This is a genomic window from Myxococcales bacterium (assembly GCA_016717005.1).
GTDB lineage: Bacteria > Myxococcota_A > Polyangia > Haliangiales > Haliangiaceae > UBA2376.
In genome coordinates, this window is sequence record JADJUF010000037.1 from 303,894 (window position 1) to 329,253 (window position 25,360).

Here is a 25,360-nt window from a genome sequence, read left to right on the forward strand (position 1 = left end):
CGCGCCACCGCGCCGCGTCGACGAGATCAGCGCGCCAGCCACCACAGCGCGGCGTTGAGCGCGGCCGCGAACGCGACCCAGGCCAGGTACGGCGCCAGCAGCCACGCGGCCGGCCGGGACCTGGGCGCGAACGCGACGATCGTCGCGACGATCGCGGCCAGCAGCGCCACGATCACGACCAGCCCGCCGACGAGCGAGCGCAGGCCGAAGAACACCGGCGTCCACGCCGCGTTGAGCCCGAGCTGCAGGCCGAACCACCGGAGCGCCCGGGTCCGCGCCGCGCCCGACGGGGTGCGCCACACCAGCCAGGCCGCCACCCCCATCGCGGCGTAGAGCGTGAGCCAGACCGGACCGAACACCCAGCCGGGCGGGGCCCACGCCGGCCGGTCCAGCGCGCGGTACCAGGCGGCGCTGGTCGCCAGCGCGCCGAGGCCGCCGGCGGCCTGGCACAGCGCGATCCACCCGACCAGCGCGAGGCCGCGGCCCGATCGGCTCGACGAGTCAGTGGCGGTCACCCGGCTTGGACGCAGGCCCCGCACCTGGGTTACCGACGTCGCGCCGTCCGCACGTTCAAGACGATCCTCGGGACGTGAGGCGCCGCCCCGGTCCGCCGGCCGCGCGCGGTCACGGCGTGCAGCGGAGGCCGAGGTAGAGCGTGTCGTCGCTGTTGACGTCGCCGTCGGTGTTGAGCCCGAACATCTGGACGGTCGTGCCGCCCAGCGTCATCGCGGTGCAGGTGTCGTCGGCGCCGACGCCGGGCGTGCACGCGCTCGTCCCGGTCTTGCCCCACTTGGTCGGCGCCTGGGTGCAGCCGTCGCAGCTGTCGCGCCAGCCCAGGAACAGCGCACAGTGGGTGTCGACGTAGGCCGCGAAGGCGGCCGCCGGATCGGCGCAGTCGAACGAGCCGTCGGCGTTGGTGCCGACGACGAACTGGCCGTCGGGGCACTGGGTCCGCGACGCCTCGCCGGGCGCGGTCGGCGGGGTGCAGGTGAGCCCGAGGTGGAGCTTGTCGTTGCCGTCGACGTCGCCGCCGGTGTTGAGGCCGAACAGGTTCACCGTCTCGCCGCCGAGGATCGTGGTCGTGCACGTGCCGTTGGCCCCGGCGCCGGAGGTGCACCCGGCGTCGTTGGCGTGGCCCCACTTGCTCGGCGGCGTCGTGCAGCCATCGCAGCTGTCCTGCCAGCCGAGGTAGATCGAGCACTGCGAGCGGACGTACCCGACCACCGCCTCCGCCAGCGGCGCGCACGTCCACGACGTGCCCGAGCGGCCGGTGATCGCCCAGCCCTGCTGGCACGGGGCCGGCACCGGCGCGCGCGGCACCGCGACGCAGTGCAGCGTCGTGTACAGCTTGTCGTCGCCGTTGACGTCGCCGTCGAGATCGAGCGCCGCGAGCTCGACCGGCGTCGTCGGGTCGTCGAGCGTCGCGGTCAGGCAGGTGTTGCCGGCGCCGACGCCGGGCGCGCACGCCAGCGGGCCGCTCATGGTCCACTTCGCCGGCGGATCGGCGCAGCCGGTGCAGCTGTCGCGCTGCCCCAGGTAGACCGAGCACCGCGAGCGCACGGCGACCGCCGCGGCGTCGTCGACGGCCGCGCACCCGAGCTCGCCGGTCGGGCTGATGCTGGTCGCGACCAGGCCCGCGGGACAGTCCGCGGCCACCGCGGCGTCGGGCGCGGTCGGGCCGTCGCCGCGCGCGGCGTCCGCCTCGGTGGCGTCGATCGAGGTGTCGTTGGTGCTCGCGCACGCCAGCAGCACCGATGCGAGGAGGAGCCCGAGCTTCACCCGCACAGCGTAGCGGAGCCGCGGTCGGCGCGCGACCTATCGGCGGCGCGCGACCACGGCGACGTGGCTCCACAGCGGGGCGCGCGCGGCCAGCCACGGCGCGATCGGCAGCGCGTACGGCCACACCCGGATCGAGCGGAACGCGGCGATCCGCGCGATCGCGAAGCCGGCGGCGGCGACCGTGGCCTCGAGCTCGGCCAGCGACGCCGGCTGCCACAGCTCCGGCGCCGGCGCCGGCGCCGGTCGCAGCGACCAGGTGCGCCGCGGGTACAGGTGGAACGCGAGCGCGCCGCCGGGCACGAGCACGCGCGCGATCTCGACCAGCGCGCGGGCCGGCGCCAGGTAGCGCAGCGCGCCCTTGCCGGCGACGACCGCGTCGACGCTGGCGGCGGCGAACGGCAGCGCGTGGCCGTCGGCGCGCACCACCGCCAGCCCGCGCGCGCGCGCGTGCGCGAGCATGCCGGCCGAGACGTCGAGCCCGAGCCGCACCGGCGCGCGCACCTGCGCCAGCAGCCGGCCGGTGCCGACGCCGACCTCGAGCACGCGCGCGGCCCCGGCCACGCCGTCGAGCAGCACCCGATCGATCGCGCGGGTCCGCGCGGCGCTGCGGTCGTCGTCGTCGTGGCGCGCGTCGTAGCCCGCCGCGGCGGCGTCGTAGCCGGCGGCGACCGCGCGCCAGTCGCGCGGCCCGGTCATGCGGTCACGGTTCGACGACGAGGATCTGGCGCGCGACCAGATCGTCGAGGCACGCGGCCGCGTCGACGGTCGCCGTTGGCAGATCGACCTCGTACTCGCGCACCAAGAGCGCCGCGGCGTCGTCGATCGACGCGCCCGCCTGCGTGAGCTGCCACAGCAGCGTCGCCGCGCCGTTGAGCGTGTGCAGCTTGTTGTCGTCGGGCGTCACCACGAACGCCTGGCCGTCGATGACGCGGCCGGCGGTCTGCGGGTTGCGTCGGTAGCGCGCCATGGGCCAACGCTACACGCGAACCCCGGCCCCGGCAATCAGCGGCCCGGCGCCAGCATCGCCGTCAGCACGCGCAGCGTCTCGGCGACCTCGATCAGCGGCGCCACCGAGCGCTGGACCTTGGCCAGCATCATCGCGCCCTCGATGGCGGCGAGGGTGAACGTCGCCAGGCGCGCCGCGACCTCGGCCGGCACGCCCAGCGCCGCGACCCGGGCCGCGATCGACCCTAGCCACGCGTCGTAGCTCGCCGCCACCGTCGCGCGCACCGCCTCGGACGTGGTCGACGCCTCGAGCGCGACGGTCGCGAGCGGGCAGCCGTCGCGGAAGTCCGAGTCGACCAGCGCCCCGGCCAGCTCGTCGCACACCGCGGTGATGGCCGCGCCCAGATCCGGCGCCCGCGCGATCACGCCCTCGAGCCGGTCGCGCCACGCCCGGCCGCTCTCCTCGAGCGCCGCGCACGCCAGCGCCTCCTTGCCGTCGGGGAAGTAGAAGTACAGCGAGCCGCGGGGCGCGCCCGAGGCCGCGACGATCTCGGCCAGGCCGGTGGCGTGGTAGCCCTGCCGCTGCAAGAGCGCCGCGGTCGCCGCGGTGAGCTTGGCGCGGGTGCGCTCGCCCTTGCTGGTGCGCTCGTCGGTCACGCGCCGGCCTCGGCCGCGGCCAGGGTCGGGCCGCGCCCGCCGCCGCGCGGCCACAAGGTCGATCGCACGCCCCGCCACAGCGCCCCGAACTTGCCGAGCGCGAGGTCGGGATCCTCGCCGCGGCCCATGCGGTGGATCTGCTCCTGGAACCAGAACACCTGCAGCGCGTCGTCGATGCGGCGCAGCCGGCTGCGGATCCGCACCGCCGGGGCGCCGGCGACGCGCCCGGCCAGGAGGTCCGCCGACAGCGCCGGCGCGATCGTCAGCGGCCGCGCCAGGCCGACGACGTCGACGTCGCCGCCGCCGACCACCGCCTCCATCGTCGCGCGCGTGCGCATGCCGCCGGTGAGCATCAAGGGCAGCGTGGTCACCGCGCGGATCTGGCGCGCGTAGTCGAGGAAGTAGGCCTCGCGGTCGCGCGAGCTGTCGCGCTGCTCGGCCGGCAGCTCGCCGCTGCCCGCCATCGCCGGGCTCTCGTAGTTGCCGCCCGACACCTCGAGCAGGTCGACGCCGGCGGCCTCGAGCGCGCGCGCCACGTCCATCGCCTCCTCGATCGTGAAGCCGCCGCGCTGGAAGTCGGCCGAGTTGAGCTTCACGCCGATCGGGAACGTCGGGCCCACCGCCGCGCGGATCGCGCCGACGATCTCGAGCAAGAACCGCCGCCGGCGGACCGCGTCGCCGCCCCAGGCGTCGTCGCGCTGGTTGGTGCGCGCCGACAGGAACTGGCTGACGAGGTAGCCGTGGGCGCCGTGGATCTGGACGCCCGCGAACCCGGCCTCCTGCGCCACCGCCGCGGCGGTCGCGAACCGACCGATGATCGCCACGATCTCGTCCTCGGTCAGCGCCCGCGGGCGCGCGAACGCGCCGGCGAACCCGCGCAGCGAGATCGCCGACGGCGCCACCGGCTGCTTGACCACCCGACGCGGCGCCTGACGACCCGCGTGGTTGAGCTGCATCCACAAGCGCGCGCCGTGGGCCTGCGCCGCGGTCGCCCAGCGCTTCAGCCCCGCGAGGTGCCGGCGATCGCTGACCACGACGTTGCCGGGCTCGCCGCGGCCGTCGGGATCGACGATCACATGCCCGGTGATCAGCAGGCCGGTCCCGCCCTGGCCCCAGCGCTCGTACAGCCGATCGAGCTGCGCGGTCGGCGCCCCGGTCTCCGGATCGCCCAGCACCTCGCTCATGGCGGACTTGGCGAGGCGATTGGGCAGGGTCGCCCCGGAGGGGAGCGTCAGCGGCGCGGCGAGGATCGTCATGCTCCTACCATTATACCGGTCGGCATAGAACGCAAGACAAAATATACCGACCGATATACATAGTCGGCGCATCTCGGCCGCCCTTGAACGTTTTCGGGACTCCGACCACCGTGTGGGGATGGCGAGCGCGGTCACCACGTCCGATCGTGCGCTGCTGGCGCTGGTGGCCGCGATCCTTGAGCGCCGCACGCTCGCGGCCACGCCGGGTCTCGACCCTGCGAGGGTCCGCCGCCACCTGCTCGCCCCGCTGGCCTATCAAGCTGGAATCAAAGACTTCAAGCCCGACTACATCGCCGCGGCGCTCCACGCCGAGCGCCGGGCGGGGTTTCTCGCCGAGGCGGTCGGAGCCCTGCATGGCATCCCGATCATGCGGCTCAAGGGGATCGCGTACATCGACGATCTCTACGAGGACCCCGCGCTCCGGCCGATGACCGACATCGACCTGATGGTCCCCGCCGGCCGCTTCGCCGATGCCGCTGATCGTCTGAAAGCCCTTGGGTATCATGATGATGGAAAGAGAAACCAGCGGTCACCGGTCAACCACGCGGTCACGTTTCGCCGGCGTGAGAGCGCGATCGATCTACACCGGTCGATGGTCCAGGCCGGCCGGATGCGCATCGACCTCGACCAGATCTGGCGCGACGCGATCCCAGCCGCGCTCGGCACGCTGCGACCTCGCCCGCTGCATGAGTACCTGATTCATCTCGCGCACATGGCCAGGCACGAGTTCTCGCTCGCGCTGATCTCGTTCGTCGACGCCGACCGGCTGGCTGCCCTCGCCGGCCCCACCGACACGCTCGCCGCCGTCTGGGGACTCCGCCGGGCCGATCGCCTGGTCCGCGGGTACGTCGAGGCGCTCCGAGGCGAACATTTCAGCAGTTTCAAGGTGTTCCCAGACACCCATGAGCTGATCCGCGGCGCCTTGCCAGGCCGGGGGCTTCAGGTGCTGCGCAAGCTCGCCATCCATGACTCGCCGCGCGACCTGCCCGGCCTGGCCTGGGGCGCCATCCGGACTCGCCTCGGGCTGTGACGCGCTCCACCCTACCCCCTCGAAATCCGCCGCTCGATTTGAACACCAGCCCCCCCGCCGGTATCCAATTCCCAGATGCCGACAATCCCGAAGGGAATTCCCAAGGTTGACGCTGCGCGGGACACCGCGTAGCATCTCCCTCGAACTCTCCTCGGGCACCGGCCTCCGCGCCGGCGCGGCGTCCCGCCGACGTGGCTTCCCAGCCGTCCCCCCGCCAGGAACCCCATCATGCGAGCACGCACCTTCGTCGCAGCCATCGTCGCCACCGCGTTCGCGGGCGGCGGCGTGCTGTACGCGCAACCTGGCAGCCAGCCGAGCGATCCGCCCGGCCCCGGCAGCGCGGCGCCCGCGCCGGCCCCCTCCGACGAGCCCGATCTGTCGCTGCCGACGGAGAAGAACGCCAACCTGTCGCCGCGCGAGATGGACGAGAACGGCCGCCGGATGATCGATGAGATGGAGGCCGGCCACCGCCGTACCCTCGAGCTCAAGGCCGCGGCCCAGAAGGCCAAGGACGTCATCAAGCTCAACTGTGTCAACGAGCAGCTCCTCGCGGTCAAGCAGCTCCTCAACATCGCCGACCAGGCCAAGAACGACTTCACCGAGGCCAAGGCCCAGGACGATCGCGGCGAGCAGGTCCACCAGTACGGCCAGATCACGATCGCCGCCGAGAAGTCCAAGGAGGCGCTGGGCGAGGCCCAGGCCTGCATCGGCGAGGAGCTCTACTTCATCGGCAAGAACGACGTGACGGTCGATGGCCCGGCGATCCCGCACGATCCGACCGCGGACGGCGACGTCGGCAACGCGAGCGGCGAGGACGCGTACACCCAGTCCCTCGAAGACCCCGCCTACGCCAGCCCCTTCGCTCCGCCGCTGTGACGAGCCGCGCCAATGACCAAGCGTAAGATCGTGATCGCGGCCTCGGCCGCGTCGGGGCTGTTCGCGGCCATGGCCCTGTCGGCCGGCGCGGCGCACGCGCAAGAGGCCGTCGAGGGCAAGGGCGTCGAGGTGTCGCGGGGCACCGTCCTGCACCCCAACATCGGCGTCGAGCTCGGCGTCATCGACAACGTCTTCTACGAGCAGGACACGACGGTGACGTCGGGCCTGCTGCGCCTGACGGCCAACTTCGCGGTGGCGTCCGAGAAGATCGAGCCCGACGAGGAGATCCCCGGCGAGGAGCCCGGCAACGAGCCGGCGCCCCAGACGCTCGAGTTCCGGGCCTCGGGCGGGCTGCGCTACGAGGAGTACCTCTACTACGCCAACCCGTCGGCGACCGGCCAGCGCAACCTCGCGTTCGACACCCAGGCCCACCTCCAGGCCTACCCCAAGGGCACCTGGTCGTTCATCGCCGACGATCGCCTGCGGCGCGACGTCCGGCCCCGCAACTTCGAGGACCCTTCCTCGAACAATCGGATCGACAACCTGCTCGACCTGGGCCTGCGCTACCAGCCCGGTGGCCGCACGCTGAGCGGGACGATCCGCTACCAGAACATGCTCGACGTGTTCGAGGACTCGACCGTCGCCAACCGCATGAACCACACGCTCGGCGTGCGCAGCGACTGGCAGTGGCTGCCGTACACGCGCTTCTTCGCCGATGTCAGCCTCGGGTTCTTCGGCGCGATCGGCTCGAGCACCGGCGGCGGCCCACTCACCAAGAACTCGTCGATGCCGATCCGCGGCCTGACCGGGATCGCGACGACGCTGAGCGAGCCGATCACCGTCAAGGCGCACGTCGGCTGGGCCTACGGCCCGTACGGCGCCGGTGAGGGCTACAACGGCCCGCTGCTCGACCTCGAGTTCGGCTACGCCTACGCGCCGGCCGGCCGGGTGGTGCTCGAGTACAACTACGACTACGAGGACTCGATCAACGCGAACTACTACCGGGATCACCGGTTCACCGCGAAGGTCGATCAGCAGCTCATGGACAAGCTGCTGCTGACCGCGGGCGTCGACCTGCGGCTGCGCGGCTACCGCGGCATCGACATGGCGCTCGGCGCCCCGTCGCGTGACGATCTGCTCCTCGGCGCGACCGCGCGGGCGCAGTACGTGCTGACCGATCGCTACTACCTGACCGGCACGTACATCGGCACGGTCGACTCGACCAGCTACATGTACTCGGCCGGCGGCTTCCCCGACGATCCGAGCTACACCCGCCACGAGCTGATGTTCGGCGCGCGCGCGGCGTTCTGAGGAGCGCCCGGGCACGCGGGCCCTGCCGATGACGGTCCGGATCGGCGTGATCGGAGCGGGCGCCTGGGGCTCGTCGCTGGTCCGGGCGGTGGCGGCGGCGGAGCGGGCCGAGCTGACCTGGGTGTGCGATCGCAGCCCGGCGGCGCTGGCCCGGGCCCACGGCATGGCGCCCGGCGCGCGGCTGACCGAGCGGGTCGACGACGTGCTGGCGGCGCCCGACGTCGACGCGGTGGTGGTGGCGACGCCGTCGTCGACCCACGCCGCGCTGGCCCAGCGGGCCCTGGCCTCGGGCCGGCACGTCCTGGTCGAGAAGCCGATGGCGCTGTCGGTCGAGGACGCGCTCGCGGTTGAGCGCGCGGCCGCGACCGCCGGCACCGTGCTGCTGGTCGGCCACCTGATGCTCTACCACCCGGTGGTCGAGCGCCTGCGCGAGCTGATCGACGGCGGCGAGCTCGGCGACCTGTACTACCTGTCGTCGACGCGCGTGAACCTGGGCCGGCTGCGGTCCGACGAGAACGCGCTGTGGAGCCTGGGGCCGCACGACCTGTCGATGATCGACTACCTGGTGCGCGCGCCGATCACGTCGGTGACCGCCCGCGGCCAGAGCTTCCTGCAGCCCGGCATCCACGACGTCGTGTTCGTGACGCTCGGCTTCGAGCCGCGCCCGGGCGCGCCGTCGCTGGCCCACGTGCACGTGTCGTGGCTCAACCCGCGCAAGGAGCGGCGGCTGGTCGTGGTCGGCTCGAAGAAGATGGTCGAGTTCGACGACGTCGCCCCCGACAAGCTCCACATCTACGACCGCGGCTACGATCGCCCGCCCGAGTTCGCGTCGTTCGCCGAGTACCTGACCTTGCGCAACGGCGACGTGACGATCCCGCAGGTGCCGATGGCCGAGCCGCTGGTGGCCGAGGTCCGCCACTTCATCGCGTGCATCCTCGACGGAGAGACGCCGCGCACCGACGCCGCCAGCGGCGTGCGCGTGGTGCGCACGCTGGCCGCGGCGCACGCGTCGCTGCTCGCGGGAGGCGCGTGAGATGGCCCCGGGGCTCGACCGCTCGGTGCTCTTCGCCCACGTCGTCGTCGCGCTGTGGCTGACGATCGTCCTGATCCGCTCGGTGCGCGCGCTCGCGCACGGCGACCGGCGCACGATCCTGTTCGTCCAGATCGTCTTCTACTTCTTCTTCGGCCTGCCGCTGCTGCTGGACCTGACCATCGGCGCGCCCGCGTTCACGTACCAGCGCGGCTTCCTGCTGGGCCAGCAGGACTCCACGACCAACCTGATCTACCTCGGCTACCTGGCGGTGGTGCCGTTGGTGTTCCGCGTCGTCGGCGGACCGCCGCGCTTCGACGACACGCCGCTGCCGGCCCAGCAGCTGCGCGGCTGGCTCCGGGCGCTGGCGTGGGCCGCGATGCTGGCGCTGCCGTTCGCCATCGCCCTGGCCCCGGCGCCGGCGGAGTACGCCCGCTACGCCGCCTACGTCGGCAACGCGCCCGGCGCGAACCAGAGCTACCAGGGCATCGTCTCGCTGATCGCGACGCTCGCCGTCATCTCCGGCGTGCTGGTGCTGACCGCGCCCAACACCCTGGCGCCGCTCCGGATCGCGACGCTGCCGTTCCTGGCCATGGGCGTGTGGATCCACGGCAAGCGCTCGATCGTGGCGCTGGCGCTGCTGCTGACGCTGTACCTGCTGTGGACCCGCGGCGTCCTGCGCGGCCGGCGGTTCGTCGCGGTGGCGTTCGCCGCGGCGCTCGCCCTCGGTGTCTTCTCGTACGCGTACCAGGCGAGCCTCGACCGGGTCGTGGAGGGCCCAATGGCGCGCGACCAGACGGTCACGGCGTCGCCGCTCTACCTCAACTACCGCATCGACTACGGGCGCGACGCGGTGACCCGGCAGACGATCTACGCCGAGCTCCACCCCGACGAGCTGCAGGTGCTCGAGTACCGGGGCCAGTCGGTGCTGTTCGACGTCACGTTCTTCGTGCCGCGCGGGATCTGGCCCGGCAAGCCGTACCCGTACGCGGTGTACGCCACCGCGGCGATGTTCGACATCCCGCCGACCTACATGGGCTGGGGCATCACGACCTCGTGGCTCGAGGAGGCGATCGCGAACTTCGGCTGGTTCGGCATGCTGCTCGGACCGCTGCTGCCCGCGCTGGTGTGTCGCGTCGGCGACCGCCGGCGGTCACCGTTCGCCGGCATGCTGACGGTGACGATCGCCTCGCTGCTGCTGATGCTGCACGTCATCGCCTACATGCCGCTGATCGGCCTGTGGATCGTGACGATGGCGCGAGGACGCACCGACCTCGGCGCCACACCCACGACCGGCGCCGGTGGCGCACCGGTGCTGCGCCGCCCACGGAGGTGATCGCACCGCGCGGAGCGGCCCCGGCGCGTGATCACGCAGGTCGACCGGGCTGAGCCCTGGAGTCAGCGTCGTCCTCGCACTGCCTGGCCTTGGGTCCACAGGTCGACGTGGGCCGCGACCGCCGCGGTCAGCGTGAACGGGCTGGCCGCGAGCTGGTCGCGCAGCCGGCGCCGGGTCGTCGCGGTCGGCCGGGCCGCCAGGTGCGCGCGCACGGCCGCGGCCCACGCCACCGGGCCGGCGCCGAGGCTGAGCGTGGAGACACCGTCGAGGTGCGCGGCGATCTCTTGAGCTCCTGGCACGTCGCTAGCGACGACCGGCGTGCCGACCGCGAGCGCCTCGAGCACGACCCCGGGCAGCCCCTCGTGCAGCGACGGCAAGAGCGACACGTCGGCGGCCGCGAGCCAGCGCCCGACGTCGGCGCGCTCGCCCGGGAAGTGCGCCCGCCCGCTGGCGCCGGCCGCGGCGATGCGGCGCCGGGTCTCGGCCTCGAGCGCCGTGCCGCCGCGCCCGACGAAGACGAAGTGCGCCTCGGGCAAGAGCGGCACGAGCGCGGCGGTGAATAGGTGGTTCTTGGGCGGATCGAACCGACCCACCTGCACCACCAGCGGGGCCTCGTCGGCCAGGCCGAGCTCGGCGCGGATGCCGGCCGCGGTTGCCGCCGCGAACCGCGCGGGATCGACGCCGTTGTAGATCACGCGGCACCGCGGATCCCGCGCCCACGCCGTCGACCAGCCCGCGGCCAGGCTGCCCGCCGACACGCCGACGATGTCGGTGGCCGTGCGGTCGATCACCTGGCGCATGGCAGCGCGGTAGGCGCGCCGCCGGGCCGTGGTGGCGCGTCCGTCGGAGGTCGAGCGGAAGTGCGCGACGCGGCGAGGCACGCCCGCGGTCATCGCCAGCGCCAGGGCCAGGCCGGAGGACAAGAACACGTGCGAGTGCACGACGTCGATCTTGCGGGCGCGCACGATCCGGACGAACCGGGGCGCGAACCCGAGGTCGAGCCGACACGGGTGGACGGCGCCGCCGAGGTCGTAGATCTCGGGCGCGAGCGCCCCAGCCCGGCCCGACAGCGTCGCGAACTCCTGGATCACGACCTGGGGATCGACGCGGCGCATGATCTCGATCGTCCGCAGCTCGGCGCCGCCCCGCTCCATCGCGCCGAACACGTGCAGCACCCGGATCGCGTCACGGCTCACGACGGATCGGTCCAGGCGAGCGGCGCCACCGCGCACGTGCGGACGGCGCCCGGAGTGGGCCGCTGGCGGGTTCGCACGCGGAGATCATACACGCACGTCGGCGCGCATCACGCGCGGCGCCGGACCTGGCGGGCGCGCGGCCGGGCCGCCGCGGCGCGGGCCTGGGTTCCGCGCGGCCAGGTCGCCGCGGCGCCGGCCTCGTCTCCGCCCAGCCTTGCGGCTACAATCGGGTCCATGCCGCGCCCGCTGTGGCAGCACGCGCTCAAGCGCGCGATCGACGTCGCCGGCGCGACGGTCGCGCTGACGCTCGGCGCGCCGATCATGGCGGCGACCGCGCTCGCGGTCGCGCGCGAACTCGGGCGGCCGGTCCTGTTCCGGCAGGTCCGGCCTGGGCGCGATGGTCGCCCGTTCACGCTGGTGAAGTTCCGCACCATGCGCGACGCCACCGATCGAGCCGGCCGGCCGCTGCCGGACGGCGAGCGGCTCTCGCGGTTCGGCCAGCGGCTGCGCGCGACCAGCCTCGACGAGCTGCCGCAGTTCTGGAACGTGCTCAAGGGCGACATGAGCCTGGTCGGTCCGCGGCCGCTGCTGACGCAGTACCTGCCGCTGTACTCGGCGGAGCAGGCGCGGCGCCACGACGTCAAGCCCGGCATCACCGGGTGGGCCCAGGTCAATGGCCGCAACGCGCTGTCCTGGGATGACAAGTTCGCGCTCGACGTCTGGTACGTCGATCACGCGTCGCTCGCGCTCGACCTGCGGATCCTGATCGCCACCGTTCGCGCGGCGCTGGCCAGGGACGGGATCAGCCACGGCGCCGAGGCGACGATGCCGCCGTTCACCGGCGCAGGCCACGCGGCGGCCGCCCCGGGCTCGCGAGGCTAGCGTAGATTAGCGCCCGACCGGAGGCTGCTGCACCAGCCACGGCGCCGATCCGCCGGTCACCGGCGCCGACGCGCGGCGGCCGCGCCGGACTCGCGAGGTCAGGTCAGACTGCGGGTTGGTGCCGGGGTTAGTGCCGCACCAGCGGCAGATGTTCACGCGCGCCGGGCGTTGGCACCGACGACGACGTCGACCGTGGCGCTGGTTGGTCGGCCATGTCGGCCGTGCTACCGTCGTCCGAGGAGTTACCTGATGAAGCGACACGACGTGGTGTGGACGCCCGAGAAGATCGGGTCCTACTGGGACTTCATCTCCGCGACGACACGGCCGGAGAACTACTTCACCTACGCCGTGGGCGCCGTCGTTGCCCGACACGTCGCACGCGAAGTGCCCCTGGCCGGCCGCTCGGTGCTCGACTTCGGCTGCGGCCCCGGCCACCTGTTCCGCCACATGGTGAAGGCGGCGCCGACGATGAAGTACTTCGGCATGGACTTCTCCGCCGGCTCGATCGAGCAGCTCGAGCGCCAGTGGGGCACGCACGCTCAGTTCAGCGGCGGCGCCGCGATCGATGGGTTCCCGATCACGCTCGACCGTCAGTTCGACGTCATCGTTTGCTGCGAGGTCATCGAACATCTCGACGACCCGACGCTCGAGCACGTGTGCGAGCTGTTCGCGCGGGTGCTGCGCCCAGGTGGCACGCTGTACCTGACCACGCCCAACGACGAGGACATGAGTCGCAACACGACGATGTGCCCCGACTGTGGCGCGACCTTCCACCGCTGGCAGCATATGCGCACCTGGAACGCTCGGTCGCTGGTCGCGCAGCTGGCGCGCCACGGCTTCACCGACCATCGCGCGATCGAGCTGGCGTACGCCCCCAACTGGTTGCAGTCGCAGCTGCTGACGCGCGCCCGACAGGTCCTCGGCAGACCGCAACCGAACCTCTGCTACATCGGCACGCGCGCGTAAGCCCCACGGGGGACCACCGCAACCCGCATGGATAGCTTGCGCGCGAGGATCGCCGCGACCCTGCGTCTCCTCCGCGAGGCCGGCGCCGTGGCGCTGGGGTCGATGGCCGCCGCGGCCGCGGTGCTGTTCCGCGACATCGCGATCTCCGACAACCTGGGGCGGACCGCGGTGGCGGACACCCTGCTCGCGGGATTGATCGTGGCGACCACGGTCGGCCAGCTGGTCCCGACCACGTTTCAGACCTCGGTGTTCTCGTCGGCGGTCCACACCAAAGTGACCAAGGGCCCGCGCGCCATGCACGAGCTGCTGGGGACCCTCTCGCTACGGTTCGTCGCGTTGGCCGTGGTGTTGATGCTGGTGATGTTCCTGGCCAATGAGCCGCTGGCGCGCCTCATCGCACCACGAGCGAGCACAGCGGCGCTGGCGTTGGTGCTGCCGATCCTCGCCTTCTTCACTGCGGCGCTGGCGATCAACGAGCTGGGCAAGTCGATCTTCGCGCTAGAGAAGCGCTACGTCTCGTTCGCGATCGCTGGTGGGGTCGGCAACCTGCTGTTCGGCGGCCTGGTCATGCTCCGCTCCCCGCACGGCGCCACCGACGCCGCGGAGCTGGCGGTGATCTCGTTCGCGACCGCGGCCGCGCTGACCTGGACCGCGGTGCTCGGCGCCGGCCTCGTGCGCCTCGGTGGCCCCGCCCGCGACCGCGCGCTGTTGCGCCGGACCTACGCCCAGGCCCTGCCCAGCCTCGGCGCCGGAACCCTGACGATCGGCATGTCGGTCGTGGATCAGATCTACACGATGCCGCTCGGCGAGGGTAGCTACGCCACGCTGGCGTTCGCGCAGCGCTGGCCGATGTTCGCGACGCAGCTCCCGGCGCTCGCGCTCGGCACGGTGCTGTTGCGGACGATGGCCGAAGACGCGCTCCAGCTCGATCCGGCGGCGCTGCGCGCGAAGGTGCGGCACACGGTCATCACCGGGCTTGGCGTCGGTGTGCTCGCGTGCCTGGGCGGCCTCGTCATCGGGCCCCTGCTCGTCCGCGCGACGCTGCAGCGTGGCTCGTTCACGGCCGCTGACGCCGAGTCGGTGATCTCGGTGCAACGGCTCCTGTTCGTACAAGCGCCGTTCGTGATCGGTGGGATCGTATACCTGCGCGTGCTCAACGCGCTACGCCTGAACCACGTCGGCTTCGTGATCGGCGCGATGTTGCTGGCCCTCAACGGCACGCTCAACTGGCTGTTCACGCGGGTGTGGCATCTCGGCGTCCACGGCATCGCGCTCTCGACCGTGTGCATCTACGTGTTCTCGGGGGCGTGCCTGGCGCTGGCCGCCGAGTACGCGCTGAGGGGCCGCATCCGCGATCACGCCGCGGCGCCCCCTCCCGAGCGCCCGGACTAGCGCTCGGACAGGATGATCGTGATTCTGTCCACGGCGTCGATCCATCTCCATGGGCTTCGTCCCAACTCCTCGAGTTACGGGCAGTAGCCCTTCGTCGTCGCGCCTCGCCCCTGGAGCGCCACACGTCGAGCCATTGCGCGTAGCTCGAGGGAGCTGGCTCGGCGGGATCGCACGGGCGCGAGGCGCCCCGGCGGGATCGTGGCGGGCACAGCAATCAGTCGGTCGGAGCAGCCGCTAGCCGCGCCGCTTGGCGCCGGCGATCAGCCGGGCGTAGCCGCTGGCGGCGGCGGCGGTGACCGCGGCCAGGTCGGCCAGCTCGTCGGCGGCGAGCGGCGGGCGCCCGACCCGGTGGCCGTAGAGCAGGTTGACCGGGCGCTTGCGGATCGACACCGCCGCGACGGTGGCGTGGCTGGGCGCGGTCACGCGCAGGACCTTGTACCAGTACGACAGCACCGCGCCCGGCGTCGGCTGGCCGTGGTAGACGCCGTCGGCGCTGCTGACCGCCTGCTGGAAGATCGACGTCGCCTCGAGCGGCACCAGCGCGCACTCGATCCGGCCCAGATCGACGCCGTCGCCCACGGCCTTCCACCCGAACGCGAAGTTGTCGCGGACGATGAACAGCACCGCCAGGTCGAACAGCGTGGTCGCGAACCCGAGCACGGCGTCGGCGATCGCGCCGCGATCGGTGGCGCCGGTGATCACCTCGATCGCCGGCGCCGCCGGCAGCGGCACCCAGGTCCGCTGGGTGATCGAGCCCTCGGGCACCGGCTGGCCGGCGGCCCGCACCGCCGCCACCGGCGCGGTCTCGGCCACGGCGGTGCTGTCGGCGGTGATCTCCTCGAGCATGTCCGAGGCCTCGAGCGTCAGGTCCTCGGCGAGGTCGACCGGCAGCGGCGTCGGCGCGCGCCCGAAACGCAGCGGCTGGGCCGGGCGCGGCGCCACCACCGGCCGCGCCGACTGCGGCGGCAACCCCGGCAGCGGCGGCGCCGGCAGCGACGACGACGGCGGGAGATCGCCGCGCGGGCTGTCGCCGAGGCGCAGGAACCGGGCCGGGCGCTCGATGCCGTAGAAGCGCTCGATGTAGTAGTAGATGCGGACCTCGGCGGCGACGCGCGGGATGATCCGGTAGCCGGTCAGGTGCGCGAGCGCGTCGAGGGTGTCGAGGTCGTGGGGCTCGTCGATCGCGGCGATCAGCTGGCGGTGCTGCATGATCAGCGGCACGCACTTGTAGCGGAACGCCTGCTCGGGCGTGAGCAGCTTGACCGCGGCGCGCTTGGCGCGCTCGAGCATCGCCCCGGTCGCGATCGGGATGCCGAGCTCGAGCCCGAGGTACACGGTCAGCGCGTCGAGATCGATGAAGCCCATCTCGAACAGGACGGTGCCGAACCGGCCGCCGCTGCGCTGCTGCGCCGCCACGGCCTGGTCGATCTGGGCCTCGGTCAGCCGACCGTCGCGGACCAGCATCTCACCGAGCTTCATCGTCGACGATCGTACCACGGTGCGCGCCGACCCCAGCGGTGTGCTACCACCTACGGGTGCGTCGCGCTCTCGCCCCGGCTCTGGCCCTGTGCGCCGCGTGCGGCGGCGGTCGCAGCGCCGCGCCCGCGCCCGCGCCCGACGCCGGCGGCCCCGGCGTCGCGGTCACGCCGCCCCCGCCGGCCCGGCCCGAGCTGCCGCCCGGCACGCGGTCGCTGCGCCTGATCCGCACCGTCGCCGCCCGGCTCGGCCCCGACGAGGCCGCCAAGCGCATCGGCACCGTCGCCGGCGACACCCGCGTCGGCTGGCGCGACGCCGCCGTCGGGCCGGGCTGCCAGAAGAGCTGGTACGCGATCGATCCCCAGGGCTGGGTGTGCGGCGACTTCCTCGAGCCCTCGCCCAAGGTCCCCAGCGGCGTCGAGCTGCCGCGCCTCGCCGACGCCGAGATCGTGCCGGGCACGTACGGCAAGGTGATCGAGGCCGGGACGTACGTCTACGCCAAGCCCAAGGGCAAGAAGAAGGGCGGCAAGGACGAGCCGACCCCCGACGACGATCCCGCGACCGACCCCGACGACGACAAGGCCGAGCAGCGGGCCGCGACCGCGCAGGCCGCCGCGTCGGTCGGGCTCGAGAAGGGCCGGCCGCTGGTCGGCTCGGTCAACGTCCGCAAGTACGGCGAGCTGACCGCCAACGGCAAGCTGTTCTGGAAGATCACCCGGGGCGTCGAGGAGTACCTGCCGGCCAGCGCGATCCGCGAGCACAAGCCCAGCACGTACCAGGGGACCCGCCTCGGCGACGACACCGGCCTGACCTTGCCGCTGGCGTTCGTGTGGCCCCGCGGCAGCGCGACCACCGCGTGGACCCACGGCGCGGCCCGTGGCGGCGGCAGCCGCCGGCAGCTCAAGGCGCGCGCCGCGGTGCCGGTCCTCGAGACCGCCCAGGAGGGCGGCGCCGTGATCGCGTACCGCATCGGCGACGCCGAGTGGATCGACGCGGTCCACGTGCGCGTCGCCAGGCCGATGCCGCTGCCGGCCGGGGTCAAGCCGGGCGAGCGCTGGCTCGACATCGACCTCGATCAGCAGCTGCTGGTCGCCTACGAGGGTGACCTGCCGGTCTACGCGACGCTGGTGTCGACGGGGCTCAAGGACACGCCGACCGAGACCGGCGTCTACCGCATCTGGAAGAAGGTGTCGGAGACCGACATGAAGGGCCTCACGGGCGAGGATCCCTACGCGGTCGCGACGGTGCCGTGGACGCAGTTCTTCAGCCCCGAGAAGGGCCTGGCCCTGCACACCTCGTACTGGCACGATCGGTTCGGCTACCCCAAGAGCCACGGCTGCGTGAACCTGGCGCCGCGCGACGCGCGCTGGCTGTACTTCTTCAGCGATCCGCAGGTGCCCGCGGGCTGGTCGATGTCGGCCGGCGTGGTCGAGGCGCCGGGCTCGGTCGTGCGGGTACGGTCCAAGGCCGACCCGGATCCGCCGGTCCGCGGGTACGCGCAGAAGGTCGACGACCCCGACCGGTGACGAATTTTTTCGCCGCGAGCGTGCCCCCGAAATTCGAGCTTTCACAATAAATTCGAACACATCGACGACCGGTCCGACCTCGATCAGGCGGAATCGTGACGCTGACCACACGTGCGCCGGCTCACGTTGTTTACGATGGGGGAATGGGGATCAACTGGCACCGCCTTCGTCTATCCGCGTGGCTCGTCGCCGCGCTCACGGTCGGCCTCGTCGCCTGCGACGACAGCCCGGCGCAGATCACCGACGCGGGCGTCGACGCGCCGGTCGCGCTCGACGGCTCGATCGATGACGACGGGGACGGCGTCCCGAACAGCACCGACAACTGCCCCGCGGTCAGCAACCCGGATCAGGCGAACGCCGACGGCGACGCCGACGGCGACGCGTGCGACACCGATGACGACAACGACACGATCCTCGACGGCGAGGACAACTGTCCGACGGTGACCAACGTCGACCAGGCCGACCTCGACATGGACAACCTCGGCGACGCCTGCGACGACGACGTCGACGGTGACACGATCCTCGACAGCGTCGACAACTGCCCGCGCGCCCCCAACACCGACCAGGCCAACCACGACACCGACGCCCTCGGCGACGCCTGCGACCCCGACGACGACGACGACACCCTGCTCGACGCGGTCGACAACTGCCCGACCGTAGCCAACCTCGACCAGGCCGACACCGACAGCGGCGAGCCGTCGGTGACCGCGATCCCCGCGGTGCTGCGCCCGGCGCCGACCACGGTCGCGGTGTCCGGCGACGACGCCTTCTCCCCGGCGCTCCCGATCGGCTTCCCGTTCGAGTTCTTCGGCACCGCGGTCACCGACATCAACGTGTCGACCAACGGCTTCCTGACCTTCGGCGACGTCAGCACCAGCGGCTGCTGCCAGGGCGGCCCGATCCCCGACGCCGCCGCCCCCAACGGGCTGATCGCGCTCTACTGGGTCGACCTCGTCACGACCGCGACCGGGACGATCACCTACGGCGTCGTCGGCACCGCCCCCGACCGCGAGCTGATCGTGTCGTGGAACGCCGTGCCCCACTACTCCGGCGGCGGCGCCCCGGTCACCGGTCAGATCATCCTGCACGAGACCTCGAACCTGATCGAGCTCGTGTGCGCGACCTGCACCAGCGACGGCCGGCCGCACACCCAGGGCATCGAGAACTTCGACGGCACCAGCGCCGGGGTCGCCCCGGGCCGGTCGGCGACGTCGTGGAGCGCCACCGACGACGCCCAGGAGTTCAACACCGCGACCGGCGGCGACGGCGTCGGCGACGCCTGCGACAACTGCGCGGGGATCTACAACGTCAGCCAGGCCGACGGCGACACCGACGGCCTCGGCGACGTCTGCGACATCTGCCCGGTCGCCGCCGATCCGATGCAGCTCGACGGCGACGGCGACGGGTTCGGCGACGCCTGCGACAACTGCCCGATGATCGGCAACACCGACCAGGCCGACGCTGACATGGACGGCATCGGCGACGTCTGCGACGACGGCGACGGCGACACCGTGTTCGACCTCGACGACAACTGCCCGGCCATCGCCAACACCGACCAGGCCGACGGCGACGAGGACGGCGTCGGCGACGTCTGCGACAACTGCCCGACGGTCGGCAACTCCGACCAGGCCGACTTCGACGGCGACGGCCTCGGCGACGCCTGCGAGGACAGCGACGGCGATGGCGTCTTCCACGCGGTCGACAACTGCCCGGCGATCATGAACCCGGGCCAGATCGACGCCGACGGCGACGGCGCCGGCGACGACTGCGACAACTGCCCGACCGCGTCCAACCCCAACCAGAACGACACCGACGGCGACGGCCTCGGCGACGTCTGCGACGGCCTCGACCCGACCTTCGATCAGGTGATCACCGGTGGCGGCCTCGCCGCCGCCGGCGTCGGGTGGGCCGGCCGCGGCAGCGGGCCGACGACCTCGGCCACCGTGACGGTCGCCGGCATCCCGGCCGGCGCCACGGTGGTCTCGGCGACGGCGTACTGGATGACCATCGGCGGCGGCGACGACGCGATCGAGCTCGACGGCACGCCGATCACCGGGACCCTGTTCGCGACCGCGCCCGACACCTGCTGGGGCCGGCCCGAGGGCAACTTCGCCTACCGGGCGAACGTGGCGGCGCTGGTGACCGGCAACGGCGCCTACACGATCACCGGCTACCCGTCGACCTCGGCCAACTTCGACGGTCAGGGCCTGAGCATCATGGTGGTCTACGCCGACCCCGCGGATCCTCGCCACAACCTGGTCAAGGTGTCCGAGGGCGCGATCGGCTACCTCGGCGACGGCGCGCCGGCGCAGTCGGTCATGAACGGCTTCACGATCGGCGCCGGCTTCCAGGCGGCGACGCTGTACAACATCGTCGGCGACGGCCAGCCGTTCCCCGAGGAGCTGTTCTGCGAGGGCACCCAGATCGGCGGCACCAGCCCGTTCAGCGGGCTCGACGGCGACTTCTGGGACACGCGCATCGACGACGTGACCGCGCTGGTCACGCCGGGCGCGACCTCGATCACCACGACGATCACCTCGACCAACGACTGCCTGGCGTGGATCGTCAACGCGGTCGTGGTCGAGGCCGTCGACTCGACCGTGGTGCCCAACCGGGTGGCCCCGCCGCGCGCGCTGGCGCCGCTGCCCCGCGCGCCGCGGGCCTCGTTGCTGCTGCCGTGGATGTTCGACGGCGTGGCCGCCGGCGGCCACCGTCAGCGGTAGGCGACCCTGCGCGTCCGCGCGGGCCGGCGGCTCGGGCGCCAGAATCGACGCTACGCGGGTCACGTCCCAGGCGGAGGTGACTCCATCATCCCGATGACGATGCGCATCACCCCGGCCTCACACCTCCGCATCACGCTGGCCGCATGGCTCCTCGCGGCCGTCGCCTGCGGTCCGTCGTCGCCGCGATCGGTGACCACCGTGGCCGCCCCACCAGCGTCGACGGACGAGCCGCCGGTCGCCGCCGCCGACGACCCGTTCCCCGACGAGGCCAGCCGCGCGCTCGCGCTCAGCGCGTGCACCGGCTACGACCGCTGCGGCGACCTGGCGGCGGCGTGGCGCGACGGCCGGGAGCCCGCCGACGACCCCGACGCCGATGAGCAGGTGAGCGCGGCCTGCATGACCACGGTGGCCAGGCTGTCGGAGGACGGCCTCGAGGCGTTGCGCGCCTGCCTCGACCAGGGGTGTCACGGCGGCTGCGACTGCGTCGACTGGATCGACCGCTGGGGCCCGTCGGCGCTCGAGTGCAACCTGGGCGACAACCCCAGCGACTTCCGCGACCAGGGCGATGAGGACGGCCAGGACGACGCGGCCGACGAAGACGACTGACGCGACCGGCGTCGACGCGCTGGGCTCGGCGACGAACCCGCGCCCGCTCAGGCCTCGGTGGCCTTGGCCTGGGGCAACGGCGCCGAGCCCGCGAGCATGCGCCGCACCGGGCCGGCCGCGATGAACAGCATGGCGGCGACGACCAGCGCGAAGATCATGATCAGGTAGAAGACGCCGCCGGTGCCCCACTCGAGCTTGGCCGACAGCTTGCCGACCTCGACCTCGGCCCGGCCGGCGATGTACAGGCCGATCGAGATGGCCAGGAACCACACGCCCATGACGAAGCTGGCCAGCCGCTCGGGCGCCAGCTTGTTCATGACCGACAGGCCCACCGGCGAGATGCACATCTCGGCGCAGGTCGCGAAGAAGTAGTAGGTGAGCAGGTAGCCGGCGCTCGAGCGCTCGCCGCGATCGATCGCGGGGATGGCCATGAACAGCGGCACGAACGCGACGCCGGCGATGACCATGCCGATCGCGAACTTGTTGACCGAGAACGGCTCCTTGCCCTGCTTGGCCAGCCAGACCCACAGCCAGGTGAACACCGGCGCCAGCATGATCACCCAGCCGGCGTTGACGAACTGCCAGTAGCTCGACGGGAAGTCGATGCCGAGCACGTTGCGCTGGGTGCGCTCCTCGGCGAAGAACGACAGGGTCGAGCCGGCCTGCTCGAAGATGCCGAAGAACGACAGGCAGCCGAAGAACAGCACCGCCATCGCCAGCACCCGGTTCTTCTCGTCGCGGTTGGCCGCGACGACCTGGTGCATGATCACGAACACCGCCACCGCGATGGTGCCGAGGCCGACGCCGAACGCGTCGGCGATCGCCTTCTTGTCGACGCCGGAGGACAGCCGCCAGGTGCCGAACGCGACGGTGACCGCGGCGGCGACGCCGACGACGATCCAGGTCAGCATCGGCAGCGGCGCGCGGTCGGCCACCGGCTTGCGCGGGGCCGGATCGCGGCCGGCGGCGCCGAGGTGGTGGCGCATCGCCGAGAACATCGCGATGCCCAGGCCCATGCCGACCGCCGCGGCGCCGAACCCGAAGTGCCAGGCGTTGTTGGGGTTGATGCCGGCGTCGACGAGGCGCGCGCGGAAGCCGTTGCTCTGGGCCAGGTAGCCGCAGGCGATCGGGGCGATGAACGCGCCGATGTTGATGCCCATGTAGAAGATCGAGTAGCCGGCGTCGCGGCGGATGTCGTTCTTGTCGTAGAGCTGCCCGACGATGGTCGAGGCGTTGGGCTTGAGCAGGCCGGTGCCGATGATGATCAGCCCCAGGCCCATGTAGAACGTCGAGTGCGACGGCACCGCCAGGACGATGTGCCCGGCCATGATGATGATGCCGCCGTAGAGCACGGCCTTCTGCTGGCCGAGGAAGCGATCGGCCAGCCAGCCGCCGGGCAGGCTCATCAGGTAGACCAGCGAGCCGTACATCGCGTAGATGATGCCGGCGGTGGTCTTGCTCTCGCCGAGGCCGCCCTGGGCGACGGGGGTGATGATGAAGATCACCAGGAACGCCCGCATGCCGTAGTAGCTGAAGCGCTCCCACAGCTCGAGCATGAACAGCGTCATCAGCCCGCGCGGGTGGCCGAAGAACGCGCGGTCGTCGGAGGGGGCCGTCGTCGCCATGGGCGCGCACACTACCATGGGGCCGGCGACGCCCGGCTGGCGCGCGGTGGCAGGAGTGCGGGCCCCGGTCGCGCCCGGCGCGTCGCGCCTGTCGCAGGGGATCGACGTGGCGGCCCGCACGGCTTACGATCGGGCGGTGGGAACCCCCGCCGACCTCCTGGCCAAGCTGACGCCCGGCGACGAGCTCGCCGCCGGCAAGGTGCGCGGGCTCGGGCCCGCGCTGCCAGCGCTGGTCGAGGCCGGCTGGGTCGAGGCCCGCAAGGACGGCCGCGTGGTGCTGGTGCGCCTGACCGCGGCCGGGGTGGCCGAGCGCGCGCGGCTGGAAGCGCTGGCCCCGCCGCCGAAGCCGCCGAAGCCGCCGAAGGCGGCCCGCGTCGCCAGGCCCAAGGCCCCGACCGCGGCCGTCCGCCTGGCCCAGCTCGAGGCGACCGTCGCGGCGCTGGCGGCGCGGGTCGCCGCGCTCGAGGGTCCGGTCGCGCCGACGATCGCGCCGACGATCGCGCCGACGATCGCGCCCACGATCGAGCCCGCGATCGAGCCCACGATCGAGCCCGCCGCGCTGCGCTCCACGATCGTCGCGGTGGTCGGCGAGCTCGACGCCAGCGGCCGGCTCGGCGGGCTGGTCCCGATCCCCGAGGTCCGCGCCGAGCTGCGCCGCCGCGGGGTCGGCGCCAGCGACGCCGAGGTCACCAGCGCGCTCGAGGACCTCGAGAAGGCCTGGACGTTCGATCTGGCCGTGGCCCAGTCCCCGACCGCGGTCGCCGATCGCAGCGCCGGCATCGAGCGCAGCGGGCGCGGCCTCCTCTACTACGTGGCGCGGAGGTAGCGATGACGCTGGCCCAGGTGCTCCTCGACGCTCGCCCGTTCGCCGACCCGGTGGCCCGCCTCGATCCCGACGCGCTGCCGCCGCCCGACGTCGCCACGATCCACGCGCCCGCGCGCATGGCGGTCGCCGAGGCCATCGCGGTGGTCGGGCGCGAGCGCCGCTCGCAGATGGTGCTCATCACCGGCGATCCCGGCATGGGCAAGACCCACCAGCTCGCGCACCTGCGCCGACGCGCCGACGGCCAGTACGTGTGCGTCGACGTGCCGCCGCTCAAGGATCTGGCGGCGCCGTTCGTGCACATCGCCCGTTACGCGGTCCAGGGCCTGGCCGCCGCCGGCGCCCTCGAGCGCCTGCTCTGGGACACGCTGCGGCAGGTCGCGACCGCGGTCCGGGCCGACGCCGAGGACCACGACGACGACGACGTGGTCGATCGGATCGACCAGGCGCTGATCGGCGGCGAGCAGTTCGCGATGGCGTTCCGCAACCTGGCCCAGCAGGACCCCGAGCTGGGCGCGCTCCTGTACAAGCGCGGCCGTCGGCTGGCGCCGCTGTCGGGGCTGCCAGCCGATTTCGGCAAGGTGCTGTGCCGGATCACCGACCGCGACGCCGAGCGCGCGATCGTCGACTGGCTGCGCGCGGCCGAGCTGGCCGACGAAGATCTCGCGGCGCTCGACCTGCGGACCGGCGTCGCCGACGAGGCCCGCGCGTTCGAGGTGCTGCGCGCGCTGTGCGTGTGCTCGAGCCGGCCGGTCGTGCTGTGCCTCGATCAGATCGAGTCGATCGCGGGCCTGGTCGGCGCCGACGGCGTCGCCCGCATGTTCACCGCGCTGATGGAGCTGTACCAGCAAGCGCCGATCGCGATCGTGCTGATGTGCCAGACCCAGCAGTGGATCGAGCTGCGCAAGGACGTGCCGCTGGCCGCGCTCGATCGCATCCGGGTGCTGCCGCCGCTGGCCAAGCCGACCGGCGACGAGGCCGAGGCCGTGATCGCGGCGCGCCTGGCGCCGATCTGGACCGGCACCGGGCACACGCCGCCCTACCCGACCTGGCCCCTGCCGTCGGCCTTCATCCGGACGCTGGTCGACGAGCGTCGCCCGACCATCCGGCAGCTCCTGCTCGAGGCCGACGCCCTGCTCGGCGACATGCGCCGCACCGGGCTCGTGGTCGAGCCGAGCCGCGAGCCGTCGGCGCTGCCGCCGCCGCCGCTGGAGCGGGCCAAGACCGATCCGGGTGAGGCCCTGCGCGCCGCCCGCGACAAGTTCCGCCGCGGCGCCGCCGAGCGCCGCGAGCTGGGCACGCCGGCGTTCCGCGAGGAGCTGGTCCGCAACGCCGTGCTCGGCATCCTCGACGGCGCCAAGCACCAGGGCCAGGTCATCGCCGGCGTCACGATCGCGGTGATCGACCAGCCCGAGAAGCCGCGCAACGGCCCGCGGCCGCCGGCGGTCGTCACGCTCGACACGCCCGCCGGCGCGCGCCGGATCGCGGTCGACGTCAACAGCGGCCCGGCCCAGGCGACGGTCCGGGTGCTGACCCGGCTGCGCGATCTGGTCGAGAACCACGCCGCCGACTGCGCGGTGCTCCTGCGCGAGCGCGCCGCGCCGCTGCCCGAGTCGGCCAAGAAGTCGCACGAGCTCCTGGCCGAGCTGAGCGCCCACGGCGGCGCGGTCGTGTGGATCGAGGAGGACGACGCGATGCGCCTGGTCGGGGCCGAGCTGATGCTCGACGCCGCTGGCGCCGCCGAGGTCCTGGTCGGCGATCGCCAGGCCAGCCGCGACGAGGTGCTCGAGTACCTCCTGCGCGACGATCACCTCGGCGACCTGCTGGCGCCGATGATCGGCCGGGCGACGACCACGCCGCCCCGCGCGGCGCGCGCGTAGGCCGCGGGCGGCCGCAGCCGCTGGGGGCAGCTCAAGAATTCGACA

Annotated in this window: 21 protein-coding genes and 2 pseudogenes; 14 read left to right on the forward strand and 9 right to left on the reverse strand. The window is 72.9% G+C overall.

Translation table 11 applies throughout. The annotated features are described in order from the left end of the window. Window positions 1–26: 26 nt before the first annotated feature. The 6 genes from IPL61_24930 to IPL61_24955 all read right to left on the reverse strand — a co-directional run bounded on the left by IPL61_24930 (window position 27) and on the right by IPL61_24955 (window position 4,637). The gene (locus tag IPL61_24930) at window positions 27–470 is read right to left on the reverse strand and encodes a tryptophan-rich sensory protein (protein MBK9034472.1); all 444 of its coding nucleotides are present in this window, start codon (window positions 468–470) and stop codon (window positions 27–29) included. Window positions 471–624: 154 nt separating this feature from the next. After that, entirely contained in the window at window positions 625–1,779 is a 1,155-nt protein-coding gene (locus tag IPL61_24935) for a hypothetical protein (GenBank protein ID MBK9034473.1), read from the reverse strand. A 36-nt stretch (window positions 1,780–1,815) separates the two neighbouring features. After that, window positions 1,816–2,475 carry a class I SAM-dependent methyltransferase gene (locus IPL61_24940; GenBank protein ID MBK9034474.1) on the reverse strand — a complete coding sequence of 220 codons (660 nt, stop codon included), beginning with the start codon at window positions 2,473–2,475 and terminating at the stop codon, window positions 1,816–1,818. 4 nt (window positions 2,476–2,479) lie between these two features. Next, a complete protein-coding gene (locus IPL61_24945; GenBank protein MBK9034475.1) occupies window positions 2,480–2,746 on the reverse strand; it encodes a PqqD family protein in 267 nt (88 codons plus the stop codon). Window positions 2,747–2,781: 35 nt separating this feature from the next. Then, complete coding sequence (locus tag IPL61_24950; protein ID MBK9034476.1) at window positions 2,782–3,381, reverse strand: TetR/AcrR family transcriptional regulator; 600 nt, start codon at window positions 3,379–3,381, stop codon at window positions 2,782–2,784. After that, entirely contained in the window at window positions 3,378–4,637 is a 1,260-nt protein-coding gene (locus IPL61_24955) for an NADH:flavin oxidoreductase/NADH oxidase family protein (protein MBK9034477.1), read from the reverse strand. Before IPL61_24955 ends, IPL61_24950 begins: the two co-directional genes overlap by 4 nt. 118 nt (window positions 4,638–4,755) lie before the next feature. Here IPL61_24955 and IPL61_24960 point away from each other — a divergent pair, with 118 nt between their 5' ends. From IPL61_24960 to IPL61_24980, 5 genes are all read left to right on the forward strand, one after another. After that, window positions 4,756–5,667, forward strand: coding sequence for a nucleotidyltransferase family protein (locus IPL61_24960; GenBank protein MBK9034478.1), 912 nt, complete (start codon window positions 4,756–4,758; stop codon window positions 5,665–5,667). Between the two features lie 228 nt (window positions 5,668–5,895). Further along, complete coding sequence (locus IPL61_24965; protein ID MBK9034479.1) at window positions 5,896–6,543, forward strand: hypothetical protein; 648 nt, start codon at window positions 5,896–5,898, stop codon at window positions 6,541–6,543. Between the two features lie 12 nt (window positions 6,544–6,555). After that, window positions 6,556–7,854 (forward strand): hypothetical protein, encoded by a 1,299-nt coding sequence (locus tag IPL61_24970; protein MBK9034480.1) that lies wholly within the window; start codon window positions 6,556–6,558, stop codon window positions 7,852–7,854. Between the two features lie 46 nt (window positions 7,855–7,900). Next, window positions 7,901–8,887 (forward strand): Gfo/Idh/MocA family oxidoreductase, encoded by a 987-nt coding sequence (locus IPL61_24975; protein ID MBK9034481.1) that lies wholly within the window; start codon window positions 7,901–7,903, stop codon window positions 8,885–8,887. A gap of 1 nt (window position 8,888) precedes the next feature. Then, a complete protein-coding gene (locus IPL61_24980; protein MBK9034482.1) occupies window positions 8,889–10,220 on the forward strand; it encodes a hypothetical protein in 1,332 nt (443 codons plus the stop codon). 62 nt (window positions 10,221–10,282) lie between these two features. Here the strand turns inward: IPL61_24980 and IPL61_24985 are convergent, their stop codons facing one another. Next, complete coding sequence (locus IPL61_24985) at window positions 10,283–11,416, reverse strand: glycosyltransferase (GenBank protein MBK9034483.1); 1,134 nt, start codon at window positions 11,414–11,416, stop codon at window positions 10,283–10,285. Window positions 11,417–11,650: 234 nt separating this feature from the next. Here IPL61_24985 and IPL61_24990 point away from each other — a divergent pair, with 234 nt between their 5' ends. The 3 genes from IPL61_24990 (at window position 11,651) to IPL61_25000 (ending at window position 14,656) form a co-directional block, all read left to right on the forward strand. Then, complete coding sequence (locus IPL61_24990; GenBank protein ID MBK9034484.1) at window positions 11,651–12,298, forward strand: sugar transferase; 648 nt, start codon at window positions 11,651–11,653, stop codon at window positions 12,296–12,298. A 249-nt stretch (window positions 12,299–12,547) separates the two neighbouring features. Then, window positions 12,548–13,264: a class I SAM-dependent methyltransferase gene (locus tag IPL61_24995; protein ID MBK9034485.1), complete on the forward strand. Its 717-nt coding sequence runs from the start codon at window positions 12,548–12,550 to the stop codon at window positions 13,262–13,264. 27 nt (window positions 13,265–13,291) lie between these two features. Continuing rightward, entirely contained in the window at window positions 13,292–14,656 is a 1,365-nt protein-coding gene (locus IPL61_25000; GenBank protein ID MBK9034486.1) for a hypothetical protein, read from the forward strand. A gap of 234 nt (window positions 14,657–14,890) precedes the next feature. Here IPL61_25000 and IPL61_25005 read toward each other — a convergent pair whose 3' ends face one another. Next, window positions 14,891–16,135: a hypothetical protein gene (locus IPL61_25005; protein ID MBK9034487.1), complete on the reverse strand. Its 1,245-nt coding sequence runs from the start codon at window positions 16,133–16,135 to the stop codon at window positions 14,891–14,893. A 56-nt stretch (window positions 16,136–16,191) separates the two neighbouring features. Here IPL61_25005 and IPL61_25010 point away from each other — a divergent pair, with 56 nt between their 5' ends. The 4 genes and pseudogenes from IPL61_25010 to IPL61_25025 all read left to right on the forward strand — a co-directional run bounded on the left by IPL61_25010 (window position 16,192) and on the right by IPL61_25025 (window position 20,987). Further along, window positions 16,192–17,658 carry a L,D-transpeptidase gene (locus tag IPL61_25010; protein ID MBK9034488.1) on the forward strand — a complete coding sequence of 489 codons (1,467 nt, stop codon included), beginning with the start codon at window positions 16,192–16,194 and terminating at the stop codon, window positions 17,656–17,658. Window positions 17,659–17,801: 143 nt separating this feature from the next. Then, window positions 17,802–18,344: pseudogene (locus IPL61_25015) on the forward strand (thrombospondin type 3 repeat-containing protein). Between the two features lie 327 nt (window positions 18,345–18,671). Next, window positions 18,672–19,496 (forward strand): annotated as a pseudogene (locus IPL61_25020) (thrombospondin type 3 repeat-containing protein). Between the two features lie 978 nt (window positions 19,497–20,474). Then, window positions 20,475–20,987, forward strand: a complete 513-nt coding sequence (locus IPL61_25025; protein MBK9034489.1) for a hypothetical protein — start codon at window positions 20,475–20,477, stop codon at window positions 20,985–20,987. Between the two features lie 47 nt (window positions 20,988–21,034). On the opposite strand, the gene IPL61_25030 is transcribed toward IPL61_25025, so the two are convergent. Next, window positions 21,035–22,612, reverse strand: coding sequence for a peptide MFS transporter (locus IPL61_25030; GenBank protein ID MBK9034490.1), 1,578 nt, complete (start codon window positions 22,610–22,612; stop codon window positions 21,035–21,037). Window positions 22,613–22,748: 136 nt separating this feature from the next. On the opposite strand from IPL61_25030, the gene IPL61_25035 reads away from it, so the two are divergent. Further along, window positions 22,749–23,438: a hypothetical protein gene (locus IPL61_25035; protein ID MBK9034491.1), complete on the forward strand. Its 690-nt coding sequence runs from the start codon at window positions 22,749–22,751 to the stop codon at window positions 23,436–23,438. 2 nt (window positions 23,439–23,440) lie between these two features. After that, the gene (locus tag IPL61_25040) at window positions 23,441–25,315 is read left to right on the forward strand and encodes a hypothetical protein (protein MBK9034492.1); all 1,875 of its coding nucleotides are present in this window, start codon (window positions 23,441–23,443) and stop codon (window positions 25,313–25,315) included. The last annotated feature ends 45 nt before the right edge of the window (window positions 25,316–25,360 follow it).

What these genes read in the sequence shown, in the direction of transcription:
- IPL61_24940 (MBK9034474.1), bottom strand. Translation starts at nt 2,475, where the DNA reads ATGACCGGGCCGCGCGACTGGCGCGCGGTCGCCGCCGGCTACGACGCC.
- IPL61_24945 (MBK9034475.1), bottom strand. Translation starts at nt 2,746, where the DNA reads ATGGCGCGCTACCGACGCAACCCGCAGACCGCCGGCCGCGTCATCGAC.
- IPL61_24955 (MBK9034477.1), bottom strand. Translation starts at nt 4,637, where the DNA reads ATGACGATCCTCGCCGCGCCGCTGACGCTCCCCTCCGGGGCGACCCTG.
- IPL61_24960 (MBK9034478.1), top strand. Translation starts at nt 4,756, where the DNA reads ATGGCGAGCGCGGTCACCACGTCCGATCGTGCGCTGCTGGCGCTGGTG.
- IPL61_24965 (MBK9034479.1), top strand. Translation starts at nt 5,896, where the DNA reads ATGCGAGCACGCACCTTCGTCGCAGCCATCGTCGCCACCGCGTTCGCG.
- IPL61_24970 (MBK9034480.1), top strand. Translation starts at nt 6,556, where the DNA reads ATGACCAAGCGTAAGATCGTGATCGCGGCCTCGGCCGCGTCGGGGCTG.
- IPL61_24980 (MBK9034482.1), top strand. Translation starts at nt 8,889, where the DNA reads ATGGCCCCGGGGCTCGACCGCTCGGTGCTCTTCGCCCACGTCGTCGTC.
- IPL61_24990 (MBK9034484.1), top strand. Translation starts at nt 11,651, where the DNA reads ATGCCGCGCCCGCTGTGGCAGCACGCGCTCAAGCGCGCGATCGACGTC.
- IPL61_24995 (MBK9034485.1), top strand. Translation starts at nt 12,548, where the DNA reads ATGAAGCGACACGACGTGGTGTGGACGCCCGAGAAGATCGGGTCCTAC.
- IPL61_25000 (MBK9034486.1), top strand. Translation starts at nt 13,292, where the DNA reads ATGGATAGCTTGCGCGCGAGGATCGCCGCGACCCTGCGTCTCCTCCGC.
- IPL61_25005 (MBK9034487.1), bottom strand. Translation starts at nt 16,135, where the DNA reads ATGAAGCTCGGTGAGATGCTGGTCCGCGACGGTCGGCTGACCGAGGCC.
- IPL61_25025 (MBK9034489.1), top strand. Translation starts at nt 20,475, where the DNA reads ATGACGATGCGCATCACCCCGGCCTCACACCTCCGCATCACGCTGGCC.
- IPL61_25030 (MBK9034490.1), bottom strand. Translation starts at nt 22,612, where the DNA reads ATGGCGACGACGGCCCCCTCCGACGACCGCGCGTTCTTCGGCCACCCG.
- IPL61_25040 (MBK9034492.1), top strand. Translation starts at nt 23,441, where the DNA reads ATGACGCTGGCCCAGGTGCTCCTCGACGCTCGCCCGTTCGCCGACCCG.